This window comes from Butyrivibrio sp. AE3004 (genome assembly GCF_000703165.1).
Classification (GTDB): Bacteria; Bacillota; Clostridia; order Lachnospirales; family Lachnospiraceae; genus Butyrivibrio.
The window spans coordinates 772,421-798,629 of the sequence record NZ_JNLQ01000002.1; the positions used below are offsets into that span (position 1 = coordinate 772,421).

Genomic DNA, 26,209 nt, shown 5'->3' on the forward strand with positions numbered 1-26,209 from the left:
TATATGAATAATAAAGAACAATTGACTAAGCTTGGAAATCAAATATGGAATTCAGTAAAGACGGAGCTACTGTTGTCGATGAGATTTATGGCACCGGCACTTTCGGTGCTTGAGATACGAAAGGACCTGTCGACTACCTTTGTAGGAACTGATGGGGAGAGTGTTCTGTATAATCCCAACTACATTTTCAAGACCTATGTTGAGGATCCGTCTAAGCTAAACAGGACATACCTGCATATGCTTATGCACTGTATGTTCAGGCATTTGTACAGGGCAGCGGATTTTAGTGATAGTGAGATATGGGATCTTGCATGTGATATTGCCGTGGAGCATATTCTTGATTCCATGGATTATCAATGCATTTACAGAGTCAGTTCGGATCTTAGGGACAGATGGTATGAAAAGCTGCAGAATGAACTTAAAGTACTGACTGCAGAGAAGATTTACCACTATCTTGAGGAACACGCAGAATGGGGCAGCGATTCTTCTTTTGATCATGAAGATACAGGTACGGATATGATTTCTGAGGATATCTGGAATCGCCTTGTTCGTGAATTTAAATTTGACGATCACGGCTTTTGGGAGAGACTTCAGGATAAAAAAGATGAGTCTCAGAATAATGACAGACCCGATATTGATATGCAGATGCAGATGAGACTCAGGCGGGCAAATAAAAAAGAAATTGAGGAAGCCTGGAAGAATACGGCAAAGAGAATCAAGAGTGATATTGCAAGTCTTGGAGATGATAAAAGCACAGAAAGCGGAAGCCTTAAATTTTACCTGAAGGCTGAAACGCAGGATAAAGTTTATTATACTGAGTTTTTAAATCAGATAGCTGTGGTCAGGGAGGAAATAAAAATAGACCCTGACTCATTTGACTATGGACTGTATAATTACGGAATGGAGATTTACGGTAATATGCCTCTTATTGAGGAAAATGAGTACAGTGAATCTCATAAGGTTGACGAGCTGGTGATTGCCATTGATACCTCCGCTTCCTGCTCAGAAGAACTGGTTCAGAGTTTTTTGAATGAGACCGCAGGAATTCTTCGAAGTAGCGACAATTTTTTCAGAGAGATCCACGTACATATAATTGAGTGTGACAACAGGGTCCAAAAGGATATAGAGATCAATCATCCTGAGGAGATGGAAAAATATGCTGAGAATTTCGAAATCTCCGGAGGTTACGGAACAGATTTTAGGCCGGTGTTTTCATATGTGGATGATCTTAGACATAAGGGACAATTAAAACATTTAAGAGGCCTTATGTATTTTACGGATGGCTTTGGGGATTACCCACAAAATCCAACCGAATATGATACAGCCTTTGTTTTTCCGTCGGATAAGCAGACAGGTGTTGATGATATGCCTGACTGGGCAATCGCTTTATATATTTGAAAAAACAAAGTTATGATGTTTTCAAACCGCTTATGAAAAGAGCCGGTACCGTCTATGAACACGAAGTGTTCAGATAAAACATGTATTTTTTTAATGAGGATTACAGATGAATATTAAACAAGCTAAGCAGGAAATAATAAATACAATCAAAGCATACAGGGAAAAGGACGAGATGGGGAATTATCTTATCCCGGTCCAGAAGCAGCGCCCGATACTTCTCATTGGACCTCCGGGCATAGGAAAGACAGCAATTATGGAACAGGTTGCTGAGGAGCTTGCGGTAAATCTGGTATCCTATACGATCACGCATCACACAAGACAGAGTGCGATCGGACTTCCTTTCATTTCCAAAAAGGAATACGGAGGAAAAGAGACCTCTGTTACCGAATATACAATGAGTGAGATCATTGCATCGGTTTATGACAGAATAAATCAGACAGGTGTGAAAGAAGGAATCCTTTTTCTTGATGAGATAAACTGCGTGTCAGAGACACTGGTTCCAACCATGCTTCAGTTTTTACAGTATAAGACCTTTGGAGCGCATCAGGTTCCCGAGGGATTTATCATAGTTACTGCGGGTAATCCACCTCAGTATAACAAGGCTGTAAGAGATTTTGATATTGTTACTTTGGACCGTGTAAAGAGAATTGACATTGAAGAGGATTTGGAAGCATTCAAGGAATATGCTGACGTCAATGGTGTTCACGGATCAATCCTTGCATATCTTGATATTCATAAGGACAACTTTTACAGCATAAAAAATGATATTCAGGGAAAACGCTTTGTTACTGCCAGAGGATGGGAGGATCTGTCACAGCTTATCAGAGCCTACGAAAAGCTTGGTATAGAAGTTGACGAAAAGGTAACGGGTCAGTATCTTCAGGAGCCTGAGATTGCCCGGGATTTTGCAATGTATTATGCGCTCTATCACAAGTATGAGGATCTGTACAATATTGGAGAGATTTTAAAGGGCAGTGTTCCTGCTGAGAGAGATAAGCTAAGGAAAGCTCCTTTTGATGAAAAACTAAGCATTATAAACCTACTGGTAGACAGACTGAATCAGGAGTTTGCTGCTTATGACAAAGACTATAAGGTTCAGAAGACAATTCAAAAGGAAATCACGGCAGTTGTAAAGGGAACAGAGCCTGCATCAATAATCGGAAGATTAAAGAACAGAATCTCTGAGCTGTCTGAAGATTATGACAAGAAAGCCGGAGAACATCTTATGGACAAGTCCTCTGAGATTGTGATTAAGAAGGTTATTGCTGCTCTTTGTAAGCTTCAGGAAGAGATAAACGACGCTGATGATGAAGCTGCTAAAAATGAGATTAAAACCTGGTTTTCTGAAAGGGAGAAGACAAGAAGACAGAATGCTCTTGAGACAGGAAATCATTTATCAAACTGCTTTTCATTCCTTCAGAAAATATATGGAGAAGAGCAGGAGATGGTGCTGTTCCTCACAAGGCTTGATGCGGGTCATTACAGCCTGAATTTTATTCAGAATGAGGGATCTGAGGAATACTTTAAGTATAATCAGCTTCTTCTACTCAGAGACAGGCGAAGAGAGATAGTGGCAGAGATATTGTCGGTTTGACAGCAATTCATCACGCCCAGCCCCAAGGTACCCATTCGGAAATGTTTGTTTTCGTCTGTGTTGTGATTTATAAAACTCAAAAAGCATCAAATGCCTCATTTCGACGCCTCTCAGAGCAATCGGCTTTTGCTGCTTTCTTCGTTTTGAAAATCAACATACTCGTCCGAGAACTGCACATTTCAGAACGGATGGCTTCGCGACAGGGCTGTTTATGAAAAAACTGTAGAATAAAAAACTGCAGAATAAAAAACCGGACTTCAGAAAAGTCCGGTTTTTCGTTAAAATATATTCGTGTGATTAAATATTTTGCTGTCAAATGATTATAGTGATCACAAGGTCAGAATGCTTATATTTGAATTTGGCTTTTTTGGCTCCTGCCTTTTTAAGCTTTTTGACAATCTTCTTATAATCCGACTTATCAAAGCATATAACAGTTATTTTGGCTTTTTTGCTTATGCCCTTAAAACTGCCGCTTCCGATAGATTCTAAGCTGTCACCGTAGATAGTAAGCTTTTTCAGATTCTTACAGCCGTTAAAAGCACCCGCTTCGATTCTTTCAATATTTCTGCCAATGGTGACTGATTTTAATGATGTGAAGCCTTTAAAGGCATTTGCATTAATTGTGGTAACATCATAGCTTTTTCCTAAATAAGTAATAGAATCGGGGATGTTAACATTTGTTATCTTTTTGTTTGCAGGTGTCAGCACAGATGCAGTTCTGTCTTTGGAAACAACATAGGTATTATCCGCACCTGTTACTACAGTGTTTGTTATGTTCTTATTGTTTGCGGAATCATCATTTTTAGGATCGGTATATGATGGCTGTTTGTTGTTATTGTTTGAACCGTTGTTATTATTTGAGCCATTATTCGAGTTGTTGTTTTCAGGTTTGTTTTTGTTCGAATTATCGTTTGAACTATTATTGCTTCCATTATTTGAACTATTGCTGCCTGAACCATTGTTATTTTGGCCATTTGAGTTATTATTGCCTTCTTCTTTATTTTCTTCCGACGGCTCGGATTTTTCTTTGATCCAATGTGCAAAGAGAGTATGGCTTTCCTTGTTTGAAACTGTTGAAGAGGAGAATATCTGAATTCCGCCTTCTTTTGCGGTAAACCATCCTGCAAATGTATATCCGCTACGTGTTATGTTCTGAGGAAGTTCCCCGTAGGAACTGCGATAAACTACTGTTTTGTTTGAAGCAGATCCAATTCCGCCGCAAAGATCGAAGGATACCGTACATTTAGTTGTGATGGTGGCACTTGTAGATATTTTTTTATCTTCGGTAGATACTGTTACCTTTGCTGTACCACGACCTGTAATTGTATAGCTTCCGCTTTGATCGATGTTTATAACACCGGAATCGCCGCTTGCTGTCCATATCAGCGTTTTGTTTGTAGCATTCGAAGGTGTGATGGCTACTGTGAACTTTCCTTTATCACCAACAGAGGGCGTAATTGATGTGGGAGTAATTGACAAAGCTGTAACAGGTATTTCTTTAGGCTGTTCGGGTTCAGAATTTCCTCCGCCTTCTCCGCTTTCCGCTATTATTTTCTTAACCTTATCGTATGTATAAGCGGTGTCTGATGCAGTAGGAAGTTTTGTGGAATAACCGGTTCTGTTTCTTTGAGAACTGCCTTTAACGGAATACAAGCCGGAGACTATGTTATATGAATGGTTTGAAATTTCGGAAGTAGTTAAGTGATAATAATTATGACGAACCTGATCCAGGAGATCCTGAGGCACGGAGTTTTCTAAATCCTGATCATTCCATGTTGCGTCAACTTCATACCATTTGCCGCTAACATCAACCAGACTCCAGGCATGTGATTCCTTTTTGCCGTTTTCTCCTGCAACACCTGTGACGGTCATGGAGTTTACACCTATGCCATCAAGCAGATAGGAGAGTGCAAGAGCATATCCGTCACAGACAGATTTGCCTTTTACAAGAGCACCGTATGCTGTATGAGAAATATGATAGGTGTACTGAGTACTGTTATTTGATGAACATTCGTAATCATAAGTATTGGTATTAATGAGCTTATCGTGTATTGCCAACTCTTTTTGAAGTGTGCTCTTGGCATTTTTTATTGATGAGTCGGAAAGAAAAGCAGTACGTTTATTCTTTAATTCTGATGTCATTTGTGCAAAAGTGCTCTGCTTATATGAAGAATTCGCGCTTTGTAAATAAAGGTAATTGTCATATGTTGTAGTGTTTCCGCTGGTAGTACTAAGGTATCCGAAATAGGCCTGGCATAGCGTCAATTGGAGCAACTCAAAATGGTCGTATCTGGCAGCTTCATAGGCATTTTGCAATTCATCTTTTGTATATGAAAATTCTGATGAACTGCCCAAACTTAACGCAACTCCCGGAGTTGCACCCGCTTTGATTTTTACGCCATAGTCCACCACCTTATCACACGCAGCTACAAGAGCCCTATAGATATCCTTTTCCTTATCGGACAGATATGCATAGTGTTTTCCTGTAGATACATCCATGTTTAGGCCCGAATTCAGGGGCTTAATGGACGGCATGTCATCGACAAACCGTGTCTCTTCAATGACCTTAGGCGTCGGCGCCACAAAGACATCACCTGTCGGATAATCAATCGACAGATCTTTCATCGCATGTGCAGTGATCGGCATGGAATTTGCTAACACAGATGTCAGTAACAAACTGATTAGAATGGGTATTATTAACAGTGACTTCCTGTTCTTTAAAAATGAATAAATGCTAATCATAGAATGTCCCTCATAAAACAATATAGAACTACCCTATGATATTATCCCAAATATGGGCTGATAATGCCATTAACTCAGTATTAAATAACAGGAAAATAACTCTTATCAATTAAAGGAATGAGGAAAAATAATGAAGTATAAAAACAAAAAGCAACCGGTGTTGTAAGACCGGTTGCTTCTTGGAAATTTGCATATTGTCAGAAGATGTAGGTTAATGTATTGGTTGAGGTTTAGATAATGCACGCTCCATAAGTATTTCAATCTGCTCGGATGAATATCCATAGTCTTCGGAAATGGATTCCCTGATTGAGCTTTCAGGCACTCCCAGAATATGCAATCTACGAATACATTTTATGGCAGCGTCCTCAGTAACCTGAGCTGTAACCTGTTCTGTAAGTTCTTTATCATGAATTCGTTGTCTATCCCATTCCTGCATATAAGCCCTTGTGACCTCCGATTTTTTCTTTACTGAATTAACAATTTCATCAAGTCTGGCAAGGTCTGAGTCGGAATCAGAACTAAGTTTGCCATCTACAATATATTTTATCAATTCTGAGACGGATTTGCTATGGGCTTTATCACCGGGAATGTTATCTTTTCCTCCGCTATAGAAAAAGTAATTAATTTTTCCGTCGTCATACTCAATATCGGGGTGAGATGTGAGAGTGGTTCTTGATTCATAGTACATATCACCGCTCCAAATGGATCATAGGATAGGATTCTTCTGCAAAACGGTTTATGGTCCAAGAGCCGGATTACATTACCGCTCTTGCTGATATCATCACAGAGGAAAACGTTCCCCTGATACGCGACTGGCTGCTGGTCAGAAATATGATAGATACGGGCAGACTTCTGGACAAGGAAACATATGATGAGTTCAGTGCCATTGAAAACGGTCTGATGGGAATTAAGAGTTCGACCGATTACGAGAGCATAGCGGTGAGCAGGGTGAAGGAGCTGCTGGATGTGCCAATGAACAAGTTGTACATTCAGGCTTACTGCAACGAAGAGCAGCGTAAGGTCATACTGGATATGGTTAATGACATTCGAAATTCCTACTATGACATGCTGAATTCCACCGACTGGCTCAGCGAAGAAACCAGAGCAAAGGCTATCGAAAAGCTGGACAATCTTAATAAGATGACTTCAGGGGCTGTCACTGTGACAGCCCCTGATTTATACTACTCAGCATACCTTATATGTGGGATGGCTGAGAGGAGATATTTAGTATATTCGTGTGCCGGATTGGAATAGATGCTTTCGGCATCAGCGATTTCGCAGATATTTCCGTCTTTCATGACGCAGACTCTGTCGGAGATGAAATTTACAACCGACAGGTCATGACTGATGAAAAGACAGGAAAGCCCAAGATCTTTTTTTAGGCGCTTTAAGAGATTAAGAATCTGTGCCTGTACGGAAACATCCAGTGCGGATACGGACTCATCACATATAAGGAGTTCCGGATTTATTGCTATGGCTCTTGCTATTCCAATACGCTGTTTCTGACCGCCGGAGAATTCATGAGGATACCTGTCTATGGCACTCTCTTTTAGTTCTACCATTTCAAGAAGTTCAAGCACACGCTCCTCTATTTCCTTCCTGTTGTTACAGATATGCCATACTTTAAGAGGCTCTGCAATTATGTCCCTTACCTTCATGCGGGGATCCAGTGAAGATGCGGGATCCTGAAATACCATCTGCATCTTTCTGCGATATGGCTTTAGAGCAGCTTTCGATAAGCCTGAAATATTAACGCCATCATAGATAATTTCACCACTGTCAGGCTGTGCGAGACCCATTATTAGCCTTGCAAATGTACTCTTACCGCAGCCGGATTCTCCGACCAAAGATAGGGTTTCACCTCTGAACATATCAAGACTTAGGTTATTTACAACGATATGACGTTTTTTATTGCCCGATGGAAAACTTTTTGTAACGTTACGGGCAGATATAAGAACCTGTTCGCTCATGGTTGGTTACTCCTGCTATTTGCATTAAAACAGCTGACGAAATGGTCTTTTTCAATCTCTGATTCCGCCGGCTTTTCAAAAAAGCAGCGGCGTTCATCATCGCTACACCTTAGACAAAAATCGCATCCTGCAGCTTCTTTTCCAAATTCCGGGATATTTCCGGGGATGGTCGTAAGATATTCGGGATTAGCATGGATTCTTGGAATGGAGGAGAGGAGACCTCTTGTGTAGGGATGAAGAGGCGTTTTAAAGAGCTGATCTACCTGCGCTCTTTCCAGGATTCTTCCCATATACATTACATATACTTTGTCACAAAGCGTGGAAACAACACCCATATTGTGCGTAATAACCAGAGCACTCATATTATGGGTTTCGCACATGTGACGAATAAGCTTAAGAATCTGAGCTTCTATGGTAACATCCAGAGCAGTTGTCGGTTCATCTGCTATAAGAAGATCCGGGTCACATATTACAGCCATAGCTATCATGACTCTCTGCCTCATACCTCCTGAGAGCATATGAGGATACGAATTGTAGTTGCGCTCGGGCTCCTGTATACCAACTTCATCAAGGATTCTTATCACTTTTTCCTTGGCTTCGGCACGATTTTTAACCAGTTTATGTATAAAGAGGACTTCGGCTATCTGATCACCTATTTTCATCATGGGATTCAGAGATGTCATGGGTTCCTGGAATACCATCCCTATCTTGGGGCCGCACATTTTGCGAAGCTCTTTTTCATTTAAGCCGGTAAGTTCAGTCTGCGAACCATCAGGATCATTCCAAAGTATACTTCCGCTCATATGGGCAGAGTGTGGGAGAATACCCATGATGGATTTTGCGGTCATGCTTTTGCCACAGCCGGATTCACCAACAAGCCCTACAATCTGACCTCGTGGAATATCGATATCTATTCCTTTTACTATAGGAATACTCTTTTTCTTATTAGTGACAGAAACCGCAAGATTCCTGATTGTAAGTAAAGTATTACTCATAGCGGCCTCCTCTTCGGGTCAAGTATATCCCTTACAGCATCTCCGAAAAAATTGAAGGAAAGTACAAGAAGCATGACCATGCCTGAAGGAGCAAGTGCGAGCCATGGCATCTGAAAAAGATACTGGCGAGAGTATCCTGTCATGAGTCCTAAAGATACCTGAGGTGGCTGGATGCCGATACCAAGGAAACTCAGAGTGCTTTCCGCAAGTATAGAGGAGGGAATGTTCAGAGTAAAAAGTACAATAAGTGTAGGAATAAGATTCGGGAGGATATGATTAAAAATTATCCGCCCCTGTCCAGCACCTGTTACTACAGCGGCTTCAATATATTCTTCATGATAGATTTCCAAGGCTTTTGTCCTGACAATTCTTGCTATTCCGCCCCACTCGACAAGAACCAGAGCGATTACGACGGAGGAAAGAGAACCGCCGAAGGTATACAAAACAACCATTGATAACAGCATTCCCGGAATTGACAGCATAACATCCGCAGAACGCATTATGATAAAGTCAATCACTCCGTTAAACAAAGCAGAACATACGCCCGCAAAGGTTCCTACAACTACTGCAAGGGCGGTTGGAAGCAGCGCTATCAAAAGGGATACACGTGTACCATAGAGGATTCTGGTAAATACATCCCTGCCCAGTTCATCTGTTCCAAAGAGATGTCCGTTTCCCGGCGCCATAAGTCTGTGTGCCAGATCCTGGCCCGTTTCATTATAATTGGACATAAGAGGTGCCAGTGTAGATAGAATGACGACAATTAGTATGACAGCTCCTGAAATGAGTGCGGTTTTATTTTGTCTGAATAATTTAATCATTCTAACCTTAACCTCGGATTAAGAAGAGTATTGATGAAATCAGCTATAATACCGCCAACAGCGATAAGGAAAGCCGTGAACAGTACGGTGCCCTGTAAAAGAGGCATATCTCTCGTCTGTAATGCGGTAAGAGCCAGTTTACCAAGCCCCGGAATACTGAACACGCTTTCTGTGATAACTGCTCCGGATAGCATTTCCGCAAGCTGCAGAGCCATCATTGTTATCACAGGAAGAACAGCGTTCTTAAAAGCGTGGAATATAACAGCCTTTTTATAGATGAGGCCCTTAGCCATTGCAGTGTCCATATAGTTTGCATCCAGCTCATCCATAAGACTGGAGCGCATCAGCCTGGCAACACTTCCGGCACTGTTCCAGCCAAGAGCAATCGCAGGTAAAAACATAGATGCAATACTTCCGTCATACACAAGAGGCAGAAGAGATAAGCGATAATAAAATAAATATTGCAGGAACAGAGCCACCATGAATACCGGGACAGATATTCCCAAAAGTGCAGTTCCGCGGAACAGGTAATCGGCAAAATGCTCGTTATACATGGCTGAGATGATGCCTGAAACAATTCCCAATGTCCATGCGATTGCTATAGACAAAAGAGTCAATCTGACAGTATAGGGAAAAGCGTGTAAAATCAGGGACAATACAGGCCTCTGCATATAATAGCTTTGCCCAAAATCACCTCTTAGGACGCCGCCGAGATAGGAAAAGAACTGTTCCGGAAGACTCTTGTCAAGTCCCATGGACGCAGTCATTCTGTCTATAGTTGCCTGACTGACATGTTCATTTAGTAAAACGGAAGCAGGATCTCCGGGAATGATCCTAAGCATGACAAATATCAGTACAATAACAAGAATCAAAACGAAGATTATGCCCAATAATCTTTTTGGAAGTTCCTTCAAAATAAAGCCTCCTCTATTTTGAATCTATCATTACTTTAATGTAATCTGATCAAAGTATATGTCGTTCCAGCCTGCCCAATGGGGAATAAATTCGGCTACTTTGTCACTTGTTACGAAAAGATGCTTTTGTGAAAACATAGGTACACAGGCAGCATCATCCTGAAGGATTTTCTTTTCAAGAGCTTCATACTCTGCTAATCTGTCGTCCTCTTTAGCAATTACTTTTGCAGCGGCAACACGGTTAATTACAGAATCATCGCTGTAGTTGAGAGAGCGGAGTCTTACGTTATCTTTGCTTCCGAAAAAGGTATAGATGATATTGTCCGGATCATTGTAATCAAGAAGCCAGTATGCCCAAAAACAAGGAAGCTCACCACTGTTTCTAATGTCTAAGTAACTTGCGTGGTCAATTGATTTAATACTTGTGCGTATACCAACAGCATTAAGGTTTTCGGAGATTACCTGTATGGAGTTTTTGACAGAGTCTGAAGCGGTTGAGTCAACACATAATTCGAGATCGAAACCATCGGCGTAACCTGCCTCTGCGAGGAGCTTTTTGGCATTTTCGGGATCATACTTAAGCCAGCCCTGATTGTTTTTACTGTAGCCTATGCATCCGGTGGTAAAAATACCATCCTCAAGCATTCCATCGCCGTCGTAAATAGTACTGAGTAGAGATTCGCGGTCAATGGCCTGCTGAATTGCTTTTCTTACCTGTACATTTCCTAAAGGCTCGATGTTTTCATTCATCATAAGGAAATTCTGTCCCAAACGGTCTACAGAAACAATGTGATCCTTGTACTTATCAGTTTTATAGGTTGATTTAACGATGGCGGAATCAATGTAGAGGCAATCAAGAATATCGAGATCACCCTTCTGGAATGCCAGATCCATAGACTGAGGTTCCATGATTTTCATGTCAATCTTTTTAGCTGATGGCTCGGGGCCCCAATAGTTCGGATTATATTCAAAGGTTAGTCCGCTGCCTCTTGTCCATTCCTTTATGATGTAGGGCCCGGAACCTATTGTCTTTTCAGGAACCATTCCAAAATCATCACCAGCCTCAGTGACTATTTTTTCTGAATAAATAACCATTGCAGGGGTGGCCAAAACGGAAGTAAAGCCTGAAAAGGGCGCAGTAAGTGTTATGGAAAAATTCTTATCATCGTCTACTGTGATGCCGCGAAGAGAATCTGCTTTGCCATCGAGCATTTCCTGCGCTCCTTCAATTAGTATTACATTATCTGTCTGGGCACTGTCCGGAAGCTTTAAAATGCGCTCGAAAGTAAACTTTACATCCTGCGCTGTAAGAGGCGTGCCATCAGAAAAAACGATGCCGTCTTTTAATGTAAAGTGATAGGTTAAACCATCATCTGTAAGTTCATATTTATCTACAAGACTGTTATCTATCCTTGTAGAGCCGTCTTCATTTTTCTTTAAGGAAAAGAGCGTGTCAAACACGTTCATCGGTACGATGTAGTCATTGGTTGTTTTATGGGAATCCATGGTAACTATATCAGATGGAATCGCAAGATGCACGGTTGCGTCTTTACTATCGGTTTTTCCGCAACCGGTAAGTGCGAGTATTGCTGCCAAAATAAGAATCCATGTGTACTTTTTGAACATTTTTACCCTCCTCTGCAAACGTTAAGTTAATAAATTACTGATATGATTTTTGAATCAGGTCTTATTGACATTTTATCATTTGCTTTATGAAAGGTATTACAGAATGCCAATTGTTTATATATATTTAAGATTATCGGTATTTTGAATAATGTTGTTTTTGACAAACCAGGTAAAATAATACAGAATTATCATATTGTTTATATAAGCTGAAAAGGGCCGAAAAAAATAATTGTTGCGACAAGGATGTTTAAATTGGAATCAATTGAGAAAAACAAAAGAACATATTGGATTGATATAGCAAAATTCATGGCCATTATTGCTGTCATGATAGACCACACTAACGGATTACTTTATCAGAATGTGCGGGTTTCTTACTTTTCATATTATAGTGTTAGCCTGTTTATACTGGTGATGGGGGTCACAAGCTATTGGAGCTATAGCAGATATAACGGGAGTATTGCAAAGAAAGTTTCAAAGGCCTGTCTGAAAATACTAAAACCATATCTTATTGCTACGTTTATATATGGACTTATATTGGATAGGCAGTTTCATTTTGAGAATTTTTTAAATAGGGCAATTCATTTTAATGCAAGCTCACCATTTTATTATGTAATGTTATATATTCAACTTTTAGTGATAGCACCTTTTATTTATTTTTCCTTCAATTGTGCTAAAGGAAAAAGGGGAATACTGATTGAAATTGCAGGATTGGCTTTCGTGCTGATGATATCCTTTTATACAACGAATTATTCAAATATCCTGGATATTTATGGCGGTGGCGGTAAACTTTTTGGCGGAACTTATCTGATTTTGTTTTACCTTGGCATGATATTTGGCAAGTATTCTTCTAAAATACCAACTAATAAAATAGTAGTAGCGTTTCTGCTTGTCATAAGTATTGTATTGACCTTAATGTGGTGGAATTTTATATCAACCGATAATTGCAGGATAGACCTGAATCTGCCCTATGGAAGCGGATACAACCCGCCAAGTATCAGTTTTGGATTATATGCGATTTTAATGGCGTTATCCATATTTTTCCTGGAACAAGTGATAAGCAACAACGACAGATTACTGAAAATCTTCGGCAGTATTTCAGTTTTGGGGAAACACACATTATATATGTTTTTGTACCATAGGCTGTTTTTGGATTACGTTTTGCCAATGTTTTTTATCCAAACCGGAATACAGATTTCCAATATCTGGATTTTGAGAATAATCTATTTTATTTGTATGATCTGTGGCTCTTTAATTATTGAGATCGTACTGGAAAAATTAAATATATTGTTTGGTAAAATAATGACTTCTTAAGAGGCACTGTACAGCATCTTGAAATAAACGAGTCCGGTTATTTCGGCGATGCAGTACTTGTTTAGACAGATTGGATTAAATAATAATTTCGACAAGTGAGTTTAAGTTGGAATTAGTTGAAATATATCTTATTAAGAAAGGACTGACATGAAAAAACTAAACCTTACAAAATACACTGATTTTATAGTTGATGAGACGACAACACTTTTAAATATTGATTCGCCCACGGGCTACACCGAAGAGGCAGCAGCCTGGGTTAAGGAGGAGTTTGAGAAGCTTGGGTTTAAGGCTACTCTTACAAATAAGGGCGGAGTGATAGTAGAACTGACAGGAGAAGATAAAAACAATGGACTTCTTTTGGAGGCTCATACCGATACACTTGGAGGAATGGTTGCAACAATCAAGGATAACGGAAGACTTCAGCTGACGAACCTTGGCGGAATGAATCCTAACAATGCAGAGACGGAAAACGTAAGGGTTGTTACCAAATTTGACGGAATATATGAGGGAACCTTCCAGCTTAACAACGCTTCCATACATGTAAACGGTGAATATAATGATACGAAGAGAAGCTGGGAAAACTGTGAAGTTGTACTTGATGAAGACGTAAAGTCAAAAGAGGATACTCAAAAACTTGGAATTTCTGTAGGTGATATAGTATGCTTTGAACCTAATGTAAGAGTGACAAAGACGGGTTATATTAAATCAAGATTCCTCGATGATAAGCTTAGTGTTGGTATTTTGCTTGGACTTGGTAAATATATAAAGGAAAAGAAGATAACACCAAAGCGTGCTCTTTATGCGCATATCACTGTATTTGAGGAAGTCGGGCACGGTGGATGCGGAAACGTGCCTGAGGGTTGCACGGAAGCAATTTCAGTGGATATGGGCTGCGTGGGTGATGGTCTTACCTGTACTGAAAAACAGGTCTCCATATGTGCAAAGGACAGTGGAGGTCCTTACAGCTATCCTGTGGTTCAGGGACTTGTGGCAGCAGCAAAAGAAAGCGGAGCAGATTATGCCATAGATATTTATCCTCATTACGGAAGTGATGTTGAAGCAACCTTAGGTGCGGGAAGTGACCTTAAACATGGACTTATAGGAGCAGGCGTTTATGCATCTCACGGTTATGAGAGAAGCCACAGGGATGGTGCAGAAAATGTTCTGAGACTTCTGATTCAGTATGCACTTTAAGCGAAATGATGCACTTAATATAACCTGAAAGTGAAATATAAGGAACAACTTGAAAACATGCTAAGGACAATAATGATATTTCCTCATTTTAATAATATTGAGATCATAAATGAGATTAGGAATCGATACGATGGTTCGCAAAAATAGTAAAAATTTAAATTTGCGAAATAAACAAAAGCGCTGATAGTAAGTTGTATTTGAAGATAAGAAAACAGTCATTGACAGTTGTCTTTTTACATATATGATTATCAAACGCCCAGTACGTCCTGTAAATCAGAAGTACTCATGATAGTTACAATAGGCGGATTATAAGAGATAATATTTTCATCCTCCAGTCTTTTTAACTCTCTGTGAAGTGATGGACGTGATACATTCATGATCATTGCCCAATTTGAAACGGAACCGGGGATTTTAACAGTATTCTGTCCTGTCTGCCTTGCCTGTAGGAGCAACCAGAATGCAGCTTTCTGCGCTATTCCATTATAAGATAAAAGCTCAAGCCTCTGCTGAAGCATATAGGTTGCAGAGGCTATTTCTTTTGTGAAATTTTCGAGAATCCGGATATCCCTTTGCATTAGAGCCAGAGTATCTTTTCTCTGCAGCACCATAAGTGAGACATGTTCTAAGGAGACAACATCACAGGGATACTTGTGACTTCCGGAAAAAGCTGCAGCGGGACCGATCATTTCACCAGCACCTCGAATAGAAAAATTAATCTGACTTCCATTTGGAAATGACTTCTGTGCTTCAACTCTTCCTTCGAGAACTATGCCAATCCGGTCAGCATCATCCATAAGATGGAAAATTGTTTCTCCTTTATCATAACTTTCAATGTGATGAGGAGTTGCTTCTAATATCTTCTTTATCTCTTTTTCAGAAATCCCTTTGAACAAAGTACTTTCTTTGAGGACAGATCAGGCCATATCCTTAATGATGAGCTTTTATCAAGACTAATCTCCATGCCAAATGTCATTGTTACATCACACCAGGCATTCCTTACGGAAGAGGCCCTGAATAACATAGCTGAGACCACAGTAAACAATATCAGGTCTTTCTTCGACAAAGAGGGAATCTGTGATAACGAGCTTTGCTATCGCTGTGGAAATATAGAACAATGTAAAAAAGAACGTAAAGAGAGATGTTTTTAAGGAGGCTTATGAAGTACATAGTAAACGAAGCGTGTATCGGATGCGGATTATGCGCATCCACATGTCCTGAAGTTTTTTCAATGGGGGATTCCGGTTTGGCAGTTGCTTCTGAAAAAGAAGTTTCTGCGGAATCACTTGCCAGTGCAGAAGATGCTAAGAATGGATGCCCGCTTGGCGCCATTACGGAGGGCATCGAATTCTGTGACCATACTTGTAAGGCATGATTATAGGTGATATTCTTTTCATAGTAGTAGTGATTTTTGGTCGTGTTTGGTTTTTGTGTGGGCTTACACCGATTGTTCACGTTCCGAGAGATTTTTTCAAAACCTCTTTGGTTCAGAAAATAATAGACAAAAATGCAGATGGTATATGGAACGTTAATGGTTCAGAAAATAATAGACAATAATACAGCCGGTACATGGAACTCCAATGTACCGGCTGAAAAATTCAAAAAATATCGTACAAAGTTATTGTAATTGTCCTTACAAAGTTACTGCATTTGATGTATCGATATAATCTGGTATAGAATTTGAAGATTCAGGAGCTATAGTATCAGCTTGATCTGTAGCAGATGCGTCTGATGATGGCTCAGCATTTTCTGTAACTTCTGCAACATCTCCCGCATCATCTGAGTAATATGAAGCATCATCATCAATATTAAGAATTTCGTTTATCATCTTTTGCATCATAAGCTCTATCATTTCCTGAAGCTCATCAAGTATCCTGCTGTGGTAGGAGCCGCCTGTTGTGTTTGAAGAACCAATGCCGTTTCCTGAATCACTTCTTACATTTACGATACCGGAATCATTCTGACCTTCACCGGATGTTACTTTTCCTATTCCCATGAGGCTTTCAAAGAAGGTCTGCATCTGTTCAAACAGTTTTTTTGCACCGGACAGATTTCCGTTTGTTTCTGCAAAAAATCCTACTTTATAAAGATAGTTTCCTTTTTCTGTGATGTCCTGTGGCGCGGCATCCCTGACAGCTTTCATTGCATTGTCTGCCATGCCCTCAGTATCCCTTATGTATGCGCAAAGTGTGGCAAATTCAGAATAATCCGCATCTGTTGGATCAACATTATAAGGATCGATTTCTTTACTGAAGGAATTGCCATCCTTATCGGTTCCCGACGCTGTATAAATTCGTGAACCGCCTGATACATTTATGGTTATTTTCAGTTCCTGTGCTCCGCTTGAAAAGTCAAAGGGTGAAGCCTTGCTACCAGTTTCAATTGCTGATGCTATATCCTCCGGAATGCTTGCAGTGATGATCCTTGTATAAGACAAGAACGCACCGGTTCCGGGATAGCCAAGTTCCTTTGCACTGTTTATTGTTCTTGCGGTTTCAGAATCAATGCCTTCTGAAAAAGCAGGTTTCTCTTCAATGGCTTTTACTTCCCCTGTAGCAATCCCATCTTTATCAGCGGAAAGCTCCCTGGCTGCATTGTTTACTACTGAAATAAAGCTTGCTCCGCCATCTGATAATTCATTTATGGCCTTTTGGCCCTTGTCCCCCGAAAGCTTTAGATTGTTATCGCCCATACCATAGCTGAAAGCACCAAAGGCCATATAAACGCTGCGATAACCGGATAAATTACTTGTATCTGTCATAAAAAAATCCTTTCCGTGCATCTTCAGTCAGTCGGATGCACACCACTCTCCAAAGGACCGAGTGGTAAGCTTAAATTACGTCACATGTTATAAACCTCCTTTCGCCGCAATTTGCAAAAATAGCGTCCTAATGCAGTCCTTATGCATTAAAACGCTATCCTTAGCTTATAAATATATCGGATGAAAAATCGTATTGCTTAAGTGTGAAGCAAAATTTTCTAACTTTGACTTCATACAACCTCAGTCATGTTTTTGTCGTGCGAAGCTAACTAAATCTGAAAAATTTATAAATAACACAAAGCAGAAAGCATATGGACTTATGGATTTAAATTTTTATGCCGATAAACCTAATAAGTGAAAGTTTGTAAGGCGGATTATAAAAGCGAGGTTTCTGGTATGAGAAAACGGATTTTTCTTAGTTTTTTCTTAATACTGTTTATGCTGTTTTGCATAAGAATCACCGGACAATGTGACGGTGATACCGGATATTTCAATGCAGTAGAAATCCAAATTGATAATTTTATAGATCCCGAAGTAAAAGAAGGAACGACCTATTGGTACTATTTTACGGCGCCGCCCGCAACAACAACAGATGATCAGTGGGTGATTTTGAGAGTTGTTGCACATACTGAAAAAGGTAATATTTTTTACGAAATAATGGATGAACATTTGAATGTCGTAAAGGGCTCATACGCTACCAGCGGTGATCATATGTCTGAAATAGTGTGCAGGCTGGATAATACGATTGAGGGCACAACAGGAACTTACATGCCAAGACTTGTGCGAGGTCATAAGTATTACATCAGAGTTTCAGGATTGGGAAAATACACCATAGGTCTTAATACATACAAGGATGATTACTCAGGAGAATTTGATACTGCAACACAGCTTGCGGTTGGGACTCCTCTTACAGGTAACCTGGAGAGAGACGATGATATAGATAGCTTTTGCTTTAAGGTACCATCGAATATGGCATATAAAATCACTGTTTTTGCATCCAAGAAAATGAACGCCAGAATAACGGATGAGTATAACTACACGATAAACACCAACAATCTCAGGGTTTTGCGGGATAGAGGAACCGCTGAATATGTGGTGAGCGGTAATGGTACAATACGATATTTCTTTTTATATGGGAGTGGCGGTACAAATTATAAAATCAGTGTATCCATAGATCAGAGTTCTTATAATCTTGGTCTGTGGACAAAGGTAAATTCAAGCTGCGGAAACAGATATATACAGGTTGATACTTATAAAGGTGCCAAGGTAACAATAATAGTTAAGGCAGGAAAGAAGAACGGAAAGCTGTATTTTAAACCAGGTAAAAAATCAAAGAAAAAATCTGTGACACAAAAAAGCGTTTCAAAAAAATATAAACTGAACAGAAAACTGAAAGTAGGGGATGTGGTTATAGTAACAGCCACAAAGGTAAGATTTAAGGAATTCAACTACAGAAAAAAGATAAAGAGTTATAACAGTAATGATTAAGCGGTATTTCAAAAGGAGTATATGGCTTAAAGTATTATTGAAACTGTGGTCTGACTTAAGGGGGCAAAAAATGAAGAGATGTGTTCGAAGTTTTGTGATGATGCTACTTATTTTTTCACTTTTTTTCTGTGCGATGCCTATGTCATCAAAAGCGGCATTCAGTGATCTTAAGAAGTACGGAGCAAATTTTAACTTAAAGGCAGGAAACTGGATTGCTGTTTACTCCAAGATACCGGGAAAATCCGGACTTACAAAGTTCTATGCCAAAATAACAAAATACAGATTAAGTGAATATCCGGCTCCCAAGACATCCGGAAGCAGCAGCTCATCACAGTCGATGGATACAACCATGACTGCTGTTATGACCATTCAGGTCCAGTACCCGAAAAGACCATCGAGACAGGTTGCCGGAAGTCTGATGAGATCCGGACATGATTTCATAGATTACCTGGATGTGGTTGTGGTTGATAAAAACACAGGTGAAAATCTAAACACCTCTGAGACCTCGGAGGATGGAACGAACTATCACGGCGTTTCTGTCTCAGAGACAGAATGGAAGGGACTCAAACCGCAGAAACTTTCATGGTCAAACGGAACGGTATATCAGTACTATATTTCCTATGTGAAAACTGTTGTAATAAAATTCCCTACAGGCTACAGGAATACCTGCGTAGGCATCTGCGGATCGCACGTGGGGGATTATCAGAAAATGCTTGACTGGAACGAAGGCTTTATGGAAGGATATACTGCTTTTTCAGATACAACACACGTAAAGCTTGGCAGTAAGAAAAAAACCTCCAAGCTGTCACATTTCTTTAACATCAAGAAAAAAGAAGAGAAGACTTCCACAACAAACGGAAATAATAGCGGAAATAGTAATAACACCAAAAACAGCTGGCTCAATCCATACGGAATAAACAAATAATAAAAAAAATTAAAATTTTCATGTAACTGCGCAATTTTGTTTTATGTGCGAGTATAATGTAAGCAGGCAATTCTTTACTCAGACGAAGAAGGTTTTTTATGAAAAAGATTCTGATAGTAGATGATGAAAGAATTACATTGCGAATGACGCAGCACATACTTGCGACAAATTACGAGACCATCTGTGTTACATCCGGAAAAGAAGCGATAGAGAAATATAAACAGGAACGTCCGGATATGATACTTACTGATCTGCATATGCCGGGGATGTCGGGATTTGAGCTTCAAAATACTTTGCAGGACCAGTATGCGGAGCATATTCCCGTTATGTTCATGACAGCGGATGCGGACGAGGAGACAGAGGGTAAAGGATTTGAAGCCGGAGCGGTGGACTTTATCAGAAAGCCATTCCGGGCAGATGTGCTTATTAAGCGCGTTGAAAATATACTGAAGAATGTGGAGAAGATTCAGGGTCTTAAGGCAGCAGCAGAGACTGACCCTATGACAGGGCTTCTCAACAAGGCTTCCTCTCAGACTGAGATTGGCGCTATGTGCAGAAATACACGTGGCGTACTTATGATGATCGATCTTGACAGCTTTAAGCTGGTCAATGATATATATGGTCACAGTATGGGTGACAAGATTCTGATCCGTTTCGCTGAAATAATAAGAACAGCGATCAGAACCAATGATATTGCAGGCAGAATGGGCGGAGATGAGTTCATTGCCTTCTGTCAGAATGTCATGGATGAAAAGATAATTGCTGAAAAAACCAGATACATTAATGAGGAACTCCTTAAATCAGCAAAGGAATTTATGGGAGAGGATATGAACATCCCTCTCGGAGCATCAGTCGGTGCGGTTCTTGCACCATCTGAGGGTACGGATTTTCTGACCTTATATAAAAAGGCTGATAAAGCGCTTTATAACGTCAAGCAGAACGGAAAGCACGGACACAGCCTTTTTGTTGAATCCGAAAATGATAAAGAAGCCGATAAACAGACAGCCTCAGACATCATACAGGACATGATGATACTAGGGGAAAGGAGCAAAGGAAAAGGCGCATACAGCCTTAACAGCGATCAGTTTAAACTTATTTACAGATTTCTCTGCAGGGTTGAGGATAATTATCAGGTAAGCAATCATTACATAATATTTACCATAAGCCCGCAGGGTACCGATAATGATAAAGTACCGGGAGAAATCGGAGACAGTTTTTATGAAGTGGTAAAGGACGCACTAAGAGGCAGCGATGTGGTTTCACAAAACGGAAAAAATCATGTTCGCGTAATACTCTTAGAGTCAGAGACAATGAACAGTGAAATGATCATTAAACGAATCATAGACAACTGGAAGGGGAAGGATCCGTCGGGGCAATATGTAGTAACATATGAGATGGAGATGGTAAAAGCATGACACAGAAAAAAAGGGGATTATTAAATACGGATCGAAAAATCCATTATCTGACAGGACTTCCGAATGCAGGTGGTTATATAGATGAGATCCAGAAAAGGATTTTGGATGGAACCATAAAAAATTACACTGCATTTTACTTTAACCTAAAGGGTTTTGGAAATATAAATCAGCGCTACGGAATGCAGAATGGTGACAGGATCATTGTTCAGTTTTCGGAGAAAGTATGTGACTTTCTGATTGATGACGAAGTACTCGGTCACCTTGGCGGAGACAATTTTGTCGCAATCGTAAAAAAAGAGCGAAAAGAAAAATTCTGTCGTCTGCTGAACGGAATAGAGATTCTTCTTGGAATTGACGGGACCTGCCACAAGCTTCGTATTCCATCAACTATTGGGCTTTGGGATATTGATGAGGATTTTACAGATCCCGGTGAAGCCATAGGAAGACCGTCTATAGCACTTCAGCACGCAAAGCATGTTTTACACGTCCCGGTAGTCAGTGTTACCGATGATATGGTGAAGAGAGTCGCAATTCATAAGACGGTTCTTGAACAATATCAGAGTGCACTAAGCAATAAGGAATTTCTGGTTTTCTATCAGCCAAAGGTTGATTCAAGAACCAATATGCTTGTGGGAGCAGAGGGCCTTGTGCGTTGGAAGCATGACGGGCAGATGGTTTCACCCGGAGTATTCATACCGCCGCTTGAGCAGAACGGTGAGATTGTCCTTTTGGATTATTATGTTTTGAGAAGAGCCTGTGAGGACATAAAGAGGTGGACAGAAAGCGGGATGTCTCCCGTGACTATATCTGTCAACTTTTCCAGAAACGATCTGCTTGATCCGGATCTTGCCGAAAATATTGACAGGATCATTACGGCATCCGGAATTGATAAAAAGAATATCGAGATCGAGGTTACGGAAACTGCCGATGAGCAGGAGCACGGAGAACTTGCAAAGTTCATAAGTGATCTTTATTCCAGAGGAATCATGACGGCTATAGATGATTTCGGGGCCGGATATTCATCACTTGCGACGCTCAGAGAATTCCAGGTGCATACTCTTAAGATCGACAGATCCTTTATCAACACAAAGGAGTTCTCATGGAAGGATGAGATAATCCTTAGAGACATTATCCACATGGCTACCAGTCTGGGAATGGATATAATCACCGAAGGTGTTGAGAGACCGGATCAGATTGAATTTATAAACAAGGTCGGATGCTTTGTGATTCAGGGATTTTACTATGACAGACCTCTTCCTGTAGAGGAGTTTGAGGACAGACTCAGAAACAAGCATTACGATAAATGATGATCAATTAAATATTTTGCAGCATACGAAAGGGACCATGCTTCGTCAAGCATGGTCCCTCTATTTTTTAAAATTTCCACTAACTCTGTAGACTGATCTTATTGTATCTGACATGGCGAGTTTTGGAGATTAAATATTCTGATTTTATTATTTACCAGACAAAGGTAACTGCGTCTGCAATGTCTTCTGTAATTGTGTTGTCTTTTACCAGTTTCTTAAGCCACATCTCAAGGTCATCAATTTTGTGATTGGTCTCTATGAAGTGTACGCTTTTTCCGTTTACATTTTTTGCAAGAAACAATTCATACATATACATGTTAAGTTCCTCCGTCTATATATTTTTGCTTGTTTCATGCGCTCGGCCGTTTTTGCATGTTCTTTTGTGTGTTCAATATTATTATCGAAGTGTGAAAGAGAAAACTTTAGGGCTAAAATCAAATTTTTTTTACTTTCAAAATCCATAAACTGTCTTAAAAAATAATTTCAAAAATATGGTTTCAACTAAGTTTAATTTTTTCGACAAACACAGAAAGATTCGGAAACGCAAAGGTTGCTATGTTATGTAGAACATATTACTACGTTGACAAAAGGAAACTTTAACGATAATATTTCAAAGTAATTTAATTAAAAAGAATTTAGTTAAAACGGAGGAAATTAAAATGAGCTTTGAAGAGATTAAGGAACTTATAGCAGAGATTCTTGCAGTAGATGAGGATAAGGTTACAAAGGAAGCAAGTCTTATTGATGATCTTGGTGCTGATTCACTCAGTGTTGTAGAGCTTCATATGGAAATCGAGGAGAGACTTGGTATTAAGATTCCCGATGAGGAAGTTGTAAACCTCAAGACAGTACAGGATGTACTTAATGCAATCGAGGCACACAAATAAGACTGCCTTAAGAAGGAGGCTTCGAGATGGGAACATTTCTTAACTCTTTATCTTTTCCTGCCAGAGTAAGGAAGGATTTGGGAGAGGTTTTTCTTAAAAAAGATAAGGATCCGGTTTTTATAACCTGCAAAGCCTGTAACAGAAGAGCGCTTAAACAGGACTGGCAAAAAAACTACTATGTATGTCCCGTGTGCGGTAATTACAGACCGATAGGCGCATATTACAGATTATCGCTGATTCTTGATAAGGGAACCTTCAAGGAACTGAACGAGGATTTAAAGGCAAGAGATCCCATGGAATTTCCGGAGTACCGGGATAAATTAAAAAAGCAGATTGAAAAGACCGGACTTCCCGAGGCAGCTGTTACTGCTACAGGAAAAATTAACGGACACAAGGTTGTTGCAATAGTTCTTGACAGTCGTTTCTTTATGGGGAGCATGAGCAGTACCGTCGGTGAAAAGGTAACAAGAGCTGTCGAATATGCAACAGAAAAAAAGATGCCTCTGATTATTTTCTCAGCAAGTGGCGGAGCCAGAATGCAGGAGGGGATATTCAGTCTGATGCAGATGGCAAAGACCGCAGCTGCGATTGAAGAGTTTAACGCATCGGGCGGCCTTTACATAAGCTTTCTTACACATCCGACCACAGGCGGTGTTACTGCAAGCTTTGCATCACTGGGCGATATAACTCTTGCGGAGCCCGGAGCACTTATTGGCTTTGCCGGTCCCAGAGTTATTGAGCAGACAATCCATAAAAAACTTCCAAAGGGATTTCAGAGAAGTGAGTATCTTGAAGCCCACGGCTTTGTGGACAAAATCGTACCAAGAAGTGAGATGAGAGATACGATTATTCAGCTCATTGAGCTGCATGAGTGATTTAGGAATCATGGAGGAATCAGTCTATGATAGAGAAAATCTTAAAGTCAGTTGAAAAGCTTGATAAAAAAATATCCGCACTTGAAAAAAAGGCAGCCGGAGAAACTAACGAACTGGTAAAGACAGCAATAGAGTGTGACGAGCTCCTTGAAGGCATTGAGGATGAATACGAAGCGTGGGAAATTCAGGGAACTGAAATCGAGAAATTGAAAAAACTACGTGACTGTCTTCTTGAGGACTGCGAAAAGCTGACGCCCGACGAGAAAGTGTTCCTTGCAAGGCATCCGAAAAGACCACATATAGAAGATTTTATATCAGGGCTTTTTACGGATTTCTTTGAGCAAAAGGGTGATCATCTTTTTGATGAGGATAAGAGTATTTTCGGAGGAATCGCAAGATTTCACGGGATACCTGTCACTGTTGTCGGACACAGAAAAGGTCATACTATGGAAGAAAATATGGCCTATAATTTCGGAATGCCATGTCCCGAAGGATACAGGAAAGCCTTAAGACTTATGAATCAGGCAGAAAAATTCGGCAGACCTATTATCACCTTCATAGATACACCCGGTGCATATCCGGGACTTGAAGCGGAAGAACATGGGCAGGGAGAGGCTATTGCCATGAACCTTGCAAAGATGAGCCAATTCCACGTGCCGATAATTGCAGTTGTTACAGGTGAGGGAAATTCCGGAGGAGCTCTTGCGATAGGCGTTGCTAACAGAATTTTAATGCTGGAAAACGCAGTCTATTCGATTCTTAGTCCTGAGGGATTTGCAAGTATTCTCTGGAAGGATGCAGACAGACACAAGGAAGCCTGCAAGCTCATGAAACTTACAGCAGATGATCTTCTTGAAGCAGGTGTTGCCGATGCTATTGTAAAAGAACCTGTCGGCGGAGCTCAGAGAAACTATGAAGAAGTGTTTAAAAATCTCGACAAAGAGCTCTATTCCCATCTTAAAGAGCTAATGACACTGTCACCTTCAGGCTGTAAGAGTGAAAGACAGATGAAGTACAGGAAGATTGGATAAGCGCAATGAAGAATGTTGAGATATTGGGAACCGGTAGAGCGATTCCTTCAAAGGTCGTAACTAACGATGACCTTGCAAAAATAGTGGATACAAGTGATGAGTGGATCAGTACCAGAACCGGAATCAGACAAAGATATTTTTGCGATGAAAACGAAACTGCGGACAGTCTGGCAATTGAGGCTGCAAAAAAGGCTATCGAGGCATCCGGATTATCCAAAGATGATATAGGTGTATGCATATGTGCCACACTTTCCGGTGATTATGCTACTCCAAGCATGGCATGCATGGTACAAAGTACATTACAGCTACGGGAAGACATAGCAACCTTTGACGTAAATGCAGCCTGCAGCGGCTTTTTATACGGAATAGAAATAGCAAGGGGAATGCTTTGCTGCAGCGGTGAAAAATATGCACTTGTTATAGGCTGCGAGCAGTTATCGAAACTTCTTGATATGAACGACCGCTCAACCTGTGTTCTTTTCGGTGACGGAGCGGGAGCAGCTGTTATAGGTGTTACAGATGATGCAACCTACGCATCAACGCTCGGTGCGAGAGGCGGACAAGAGATTCTGGCAAACGGTCCCGGACCCGATCCCAGTAATATTCAGATGGACGGTAAGGCGGTATTTAAATTTGCAACCTCAATTATACCAAAGTGCATAGATGAACTTCAGAAAAAGAGCGGATTTGCGGTAAGTGATGTAAGCAAAGTGGTGTGTCATCAGGCTAATGAGAGAATCATAGATTTTGTCATAAGAAGAATGAAGGCAGATCCTGAAAAGTTTTATAAAAACATGGACCGCTACGGAAATACAAGTGCAGCTTCAGTGCCGATTGCGCTGGATGAGCTTGTTCGAAACGGCAGCATAAAAGACGGTGATCTTCTTATGATGGTCGGTTTTGGTGGCGGTCTTACCTGGGCAGGAGCCCTCATACGCTACGCCGGGAAAAAATAATA

Annotated in this window: 25 protein-coding genes; 14 read left to right on the top strand and 11 right to left on the bottom strand. The window is 40.4% G+C overall.

Annotated elements, in window-relative coordinates; translation table 11 throughout:
* Positions 1-3: 3 nt before the first annotated feature.
* Complete coding sequence (locus tag BV60_RS0106530) at positions 4-1,398, top strand: vWA domain-containing protein (protein WP_029320366.1); 1,395 nt, start codon at positions 4-6, stop codon at positions 1,396-1,398.
* Positions 1,399-1,504: 106 nt separating this feature from the next.
* Positions 1,505-2,992 (top strand): ATP-binding protein, encoded by a 1,488-nt coding sequence (locus tag BV60_RS0106535; protein ID WP_029320367.1) that lies wholly within the window; start codon positions 1,505-1,507, stop codon positions 2,990-2,992.
* A 312-nt stretch (positions 2,993-3,304) separates the two neighbouring features.
* Here BV60_RS0106535 and BV60_RS0106540 read toward each other — a convergent pair whose 3' ends face one another.
* Together BV60_RS0106540 and BV60_RS0106545 are read right to left on the bottom strand one after the other, a co-directional pair.
* On the bottom strand, positions 3,305-5,734 hold the full coding sequence (locus BV60_RS0106540; RefSeq protein WP_029320368.1) for an InlB B-repeat-containing protein: 2,430 nt from the start codon (positions 5,732-5,734) through the stop codon (positions 3,305-3,307).
* A gap of 211 nt (positions 5,735-5,945) precedes the next feature.
* The gene (locus tag BV60_RS0106545; protein ID WP_029320369.1) at positions 5,946-6,422 is read right to left on the bottom strand and encodes a hypothetical protein; all 477 of its coding nucleotides are present in this window, start codon (positions 6,420-6,422) and stop codon (positions 5,946-5,948) included.
* 50 nt (positions 6,423-6,472) lie between these two features.
* Between BV60_RS0106545 and BV60_RS0106550 the strand changes: the two genes are divergently transcribed.
* A complete protein-coding gene (locus BV60_RS0106550) occupies positions 6,473-6,988 on the top strand; it encodes a hypothetical protein (RefSeq protein ID WP_029320370.1) in 516 nt (171 codons plus the stop codon).
* Here the strand turns inward: BV60_RS0106550 and BV60_RS0106555 are convergent.
* The 5 genes from BV60_RS0106555 to BV60_RS0106575 are packed head-to-tail and all read right to left on the bottom strand — an operon-like array spanning position 6,916 to position 12,060.
* A complete protein-coding gene (locus tag BV60_RS0106555; protein WP_051656557.1) occupies positions 6,916-7,704 on the bottom strand; it encodes an ATP-binding cassette domain-containing protein in 789 nt (262 codons plus the stop codon). The genes BV60_RS0106550 and BV60_RS0106555 overlap by 73 nt on opposite strands.
* Entirely contained in the window at positions 7,701-8,699 is a 999-nt protein-coding gene (locus BV60_RS0106560; protein ID WP_029320372.1) for an ABC transporter ATP-binding protein, read from the bottom strand. The genes BV60_RS0106555 and BV60_RS0106560 overlap by 4 nt, the downstream gene beginning before the upstream one ends.
* Positions 8,696-9,520, bottom strand: a complete 825-nt coding sequence (locus BV60_RS0106565; RefSeq protein ID WP_051656558.1) for an ABC transporter permease — start codon at positions 9,518-9,520, stop codon at positions 8,696-8,698. The genes BV60_RS0106560 and BV60_RS0106565 overlap by 4 nt, the downstream gene beginning before the upstream one ends.
* Entirely contained in the window at positions 9,517-10,434 is a 918-nt protein-coding gene (locus BV60_RS0106570) for an ABC transporter permease (RefSeq protein ID WP_242840954.1), read from the bottom strand. The genes BV60_RS0106565 and BV60_RS0106570 overlap by 4 nt, the downstream gene beginning before the upstream one ends.
* 30 nt (positions 10,435-10,464) lie before the next feature.
* Positions 10,465-12,060, bottom strand: coding sequence for an ABC transporter substrate-binding protein (locus tag BV60_RS0106575; protein WP_051656559.1), 1,596 nt, complete (start codon positions 12,058-12,060; stop codon positions 10,465-10,467).
* A gap of 252 nt (positions 12,061-12,312) precedes the next feature.
* On the opposite strand from BV60_RS0106575, the gene BV60_RS0106580 reads away from it, so the two are divergent.
* Entirely contained in the window at positions 12,313-13,371 is a 1,059-nt protein-coding gene (locus BV60_RS0106580) for an acyltransferase family protein (RefSeq protein WP_029320376.1), read from the top strand.
* A 147-nt stretch (positions 13,372-13,518) separates the two neighbouring features.
* A complete protein-coding gene (locus BV60_RS0106585; protein WP_029320377.1) occupies positions 13,519-14,565 on the top strand; it encodes a M42 family metallopeptidase in 1,047 nt (348 codons plus the stop codon).
* Between the two features lie 248 nt (positions 14,566-14,813).
* Here the strand turns inward: BV60_RS0106585 and BV60_RS20975 are convergent, their stop codons facing one another.
* Positions 14,814-15,458, bottom strand: coding sequence for a Crp/Fnr family transcriptional regulator (locus BV60_RS20975; RefSeq protein WP_242840955.1), 645 nt, complete (start codon positions 15,456-15,458; stop codon positions 14,814-14,816).
* A complete protein-coding gene (locus BV60_RS23475) occupies positions 15,428-15,628 on the bottom strand; it encodes a hypothetical protein (protein ID WP_197029616.1) in 201 nt (66 codons plus the stop codon). Before BV60_RS23475 ends, BV60_RS20975 begins: the two co-directional genes overlap by 31 nt.
* 93 nt (positions 15,629-15,721) lie before the next feature.
* Between BV60_RS23475 and BV60_RS0106595 the strand changes: the two genes are divergently transcribed.
* On the top strand, positions 15,722-15,937 hold the full coding sequence (locus BV60_RS0106595; RefSeq protein ID WP_029320378.1) for a ferredoxin: 216 nt from the start codon (positions 15,722-15,724) through the stop codon (positions 15,935-15,937).
* A gap of 258 nt (positions 15,938-16,195) precedes the next feature.
* On the opposite strand, the gene BV60_RS0106605 is transcribed toward BV60_RS0106595, so the two are convergent.
* Positions 16,196-17,323: a hypothetical protein gene (locus tag BV60_RS0106605; protein ID WP_156036001.1), complete on the bottom strand. Its 1,128-nt coding sequence runs from the start codon at positions 17,321-17,323 to the stop codon at positions 16,196-16,198.
* Positions 17,324-17,719: 396 nt separating this feature from the next.
* Here BV60_RS0106605 and BV60_RS0106610 point away from each other — a divergent pair, with 396 nt between their 5' ends.
* From BV60_RS0106610 to BV60_RS21755, 4 genes are all read left to right on the top strand, one after another.
* Positions 17,720-18,811 carry a hypothetical protein gene (locus BV60_RS0106610; RefSeq protein WP_029320383.1) on the top strand — a complete coding sequence of 364 codons (1,092 nt, stop codon included), beginning with the start codon at positions 17,720-17,722 and terminating at the stop codon, positions 18,809-18,811.
* Positions 18,812-18,881: 70 nt separating this feature from the next.
* Positions 18,882-19,736, top strand: a complete 855-nt coding sequence (locus tag BV60_RS0106615; RefSeq protein WP_029320385.1) for a hypothetical protein — start codon at positions 18,882-18,884, stop codon at positions 19,734-19,736.
* A gap of 98 nt (positions 19,737-19,834) precedes the next feature.
* Positions 19,835-21,151: a GGDEF domain-containing response regulator gene (locus BV60_RS0106620; RefSeq protein ID WP_029320387.1), complete on the top strand. Its 1,317-nt coding sequence runs from the start codon at positions 19,835-19,837 to the stop codon at positions 21,149-21,151.
* On the top strand, positions 21,148-22,458 hold the full coding sequence (locus BV60_RS21755; protein ID WP_051656560.1) for a putative bifunctional diguanylate cyclase/phosphodiesterase: 1,311 nt from the start codon (positions 21,148-21,150) through the stop codon (positions 22,456-22,458). Before BV60_RS0106620 ends, BV60_RS21755 begins: the two co-directional genes overlap by 4 nt.
* Before the next feature lie 151 nt (positions 22,459-22,609).
* Here the strand turns inward: BV60_RS21755 and BV60_RS23140 are convergent, their stop codons facing one another.
* Positions 22,610-22,774, bottom strand: coding sequence for a hypothetical protein (locus tag BV60_RS23140; protein WP_156036003.1), 165 nt, complete (start codon positions 22,772-22,774; stop codon positions 22,610-22,612).
* Between the two features lie 343 nt (positions 22,775-23,117).
* Between BV60_RS23140 and acpP the strand changes: the two genes are divergently transcribed.
* From acpP to BV60_RS0106650, 4 genes are read left to right on the top strand one after another with little or no spacing between them, the layout of a single operon-like run.
* The gene (gene acpP / locus BV60_RS0106635) at positions 23,118-23,345 is read left to right on the top strand and encodes an acyl carrier protein (protein ID WP_029320389.1); all 228 of its coding nucleotides are present in this window, start codon (positions 23,118-23,120) and stop codon (positions 23,343-23,345) included.
* 26 nt (positions 23,346-23,371) lie between these two features.
* Positions 23,372-24,220 carry an acetyl-CoA carboxylase, carboxyltransferase subunit beta gene (gene accD, locus BV60_RS0106640; protein WP_029320391.1) on the top strand — a complete coding sequence of 283 codons (849 nt, stop codon included), beginning with the start codon at positions 23,372-23,374 and terminating at the stop codon, positions 24,218-24,220.
* Positions 24,221-24,246: 26 nt separating this feature from the next.
* Positions 24,247-25,251: an acetyl-CoA carboxylase carboxyltransferase subunit alpha gene (locus BV60_RS0106645; RefSeq protein WP_029320393.1), complete on the top strand. Its 1,005-nt coding sequence runs from the start codon at positions 24,247-24,249 to the stop codon at positions 25,249-25,251.
* Positions 25,252-25,256: 5 nt separating this feature from the next.
* The gene (locus BV60_RS0106650; protein WP_029320394.1) at positions 25,257-26,207 is read left to right on the top strand and encodes a beta-ketoacyl-ACP synthase III; all 951 of its coding nucleotides are present in this window, start codon (positions 25,257-25,259) and stop codon (positions 26,205-26,207) included.
* Positions 26,208-26,209 lie beyond the last annotated feature (2 nt).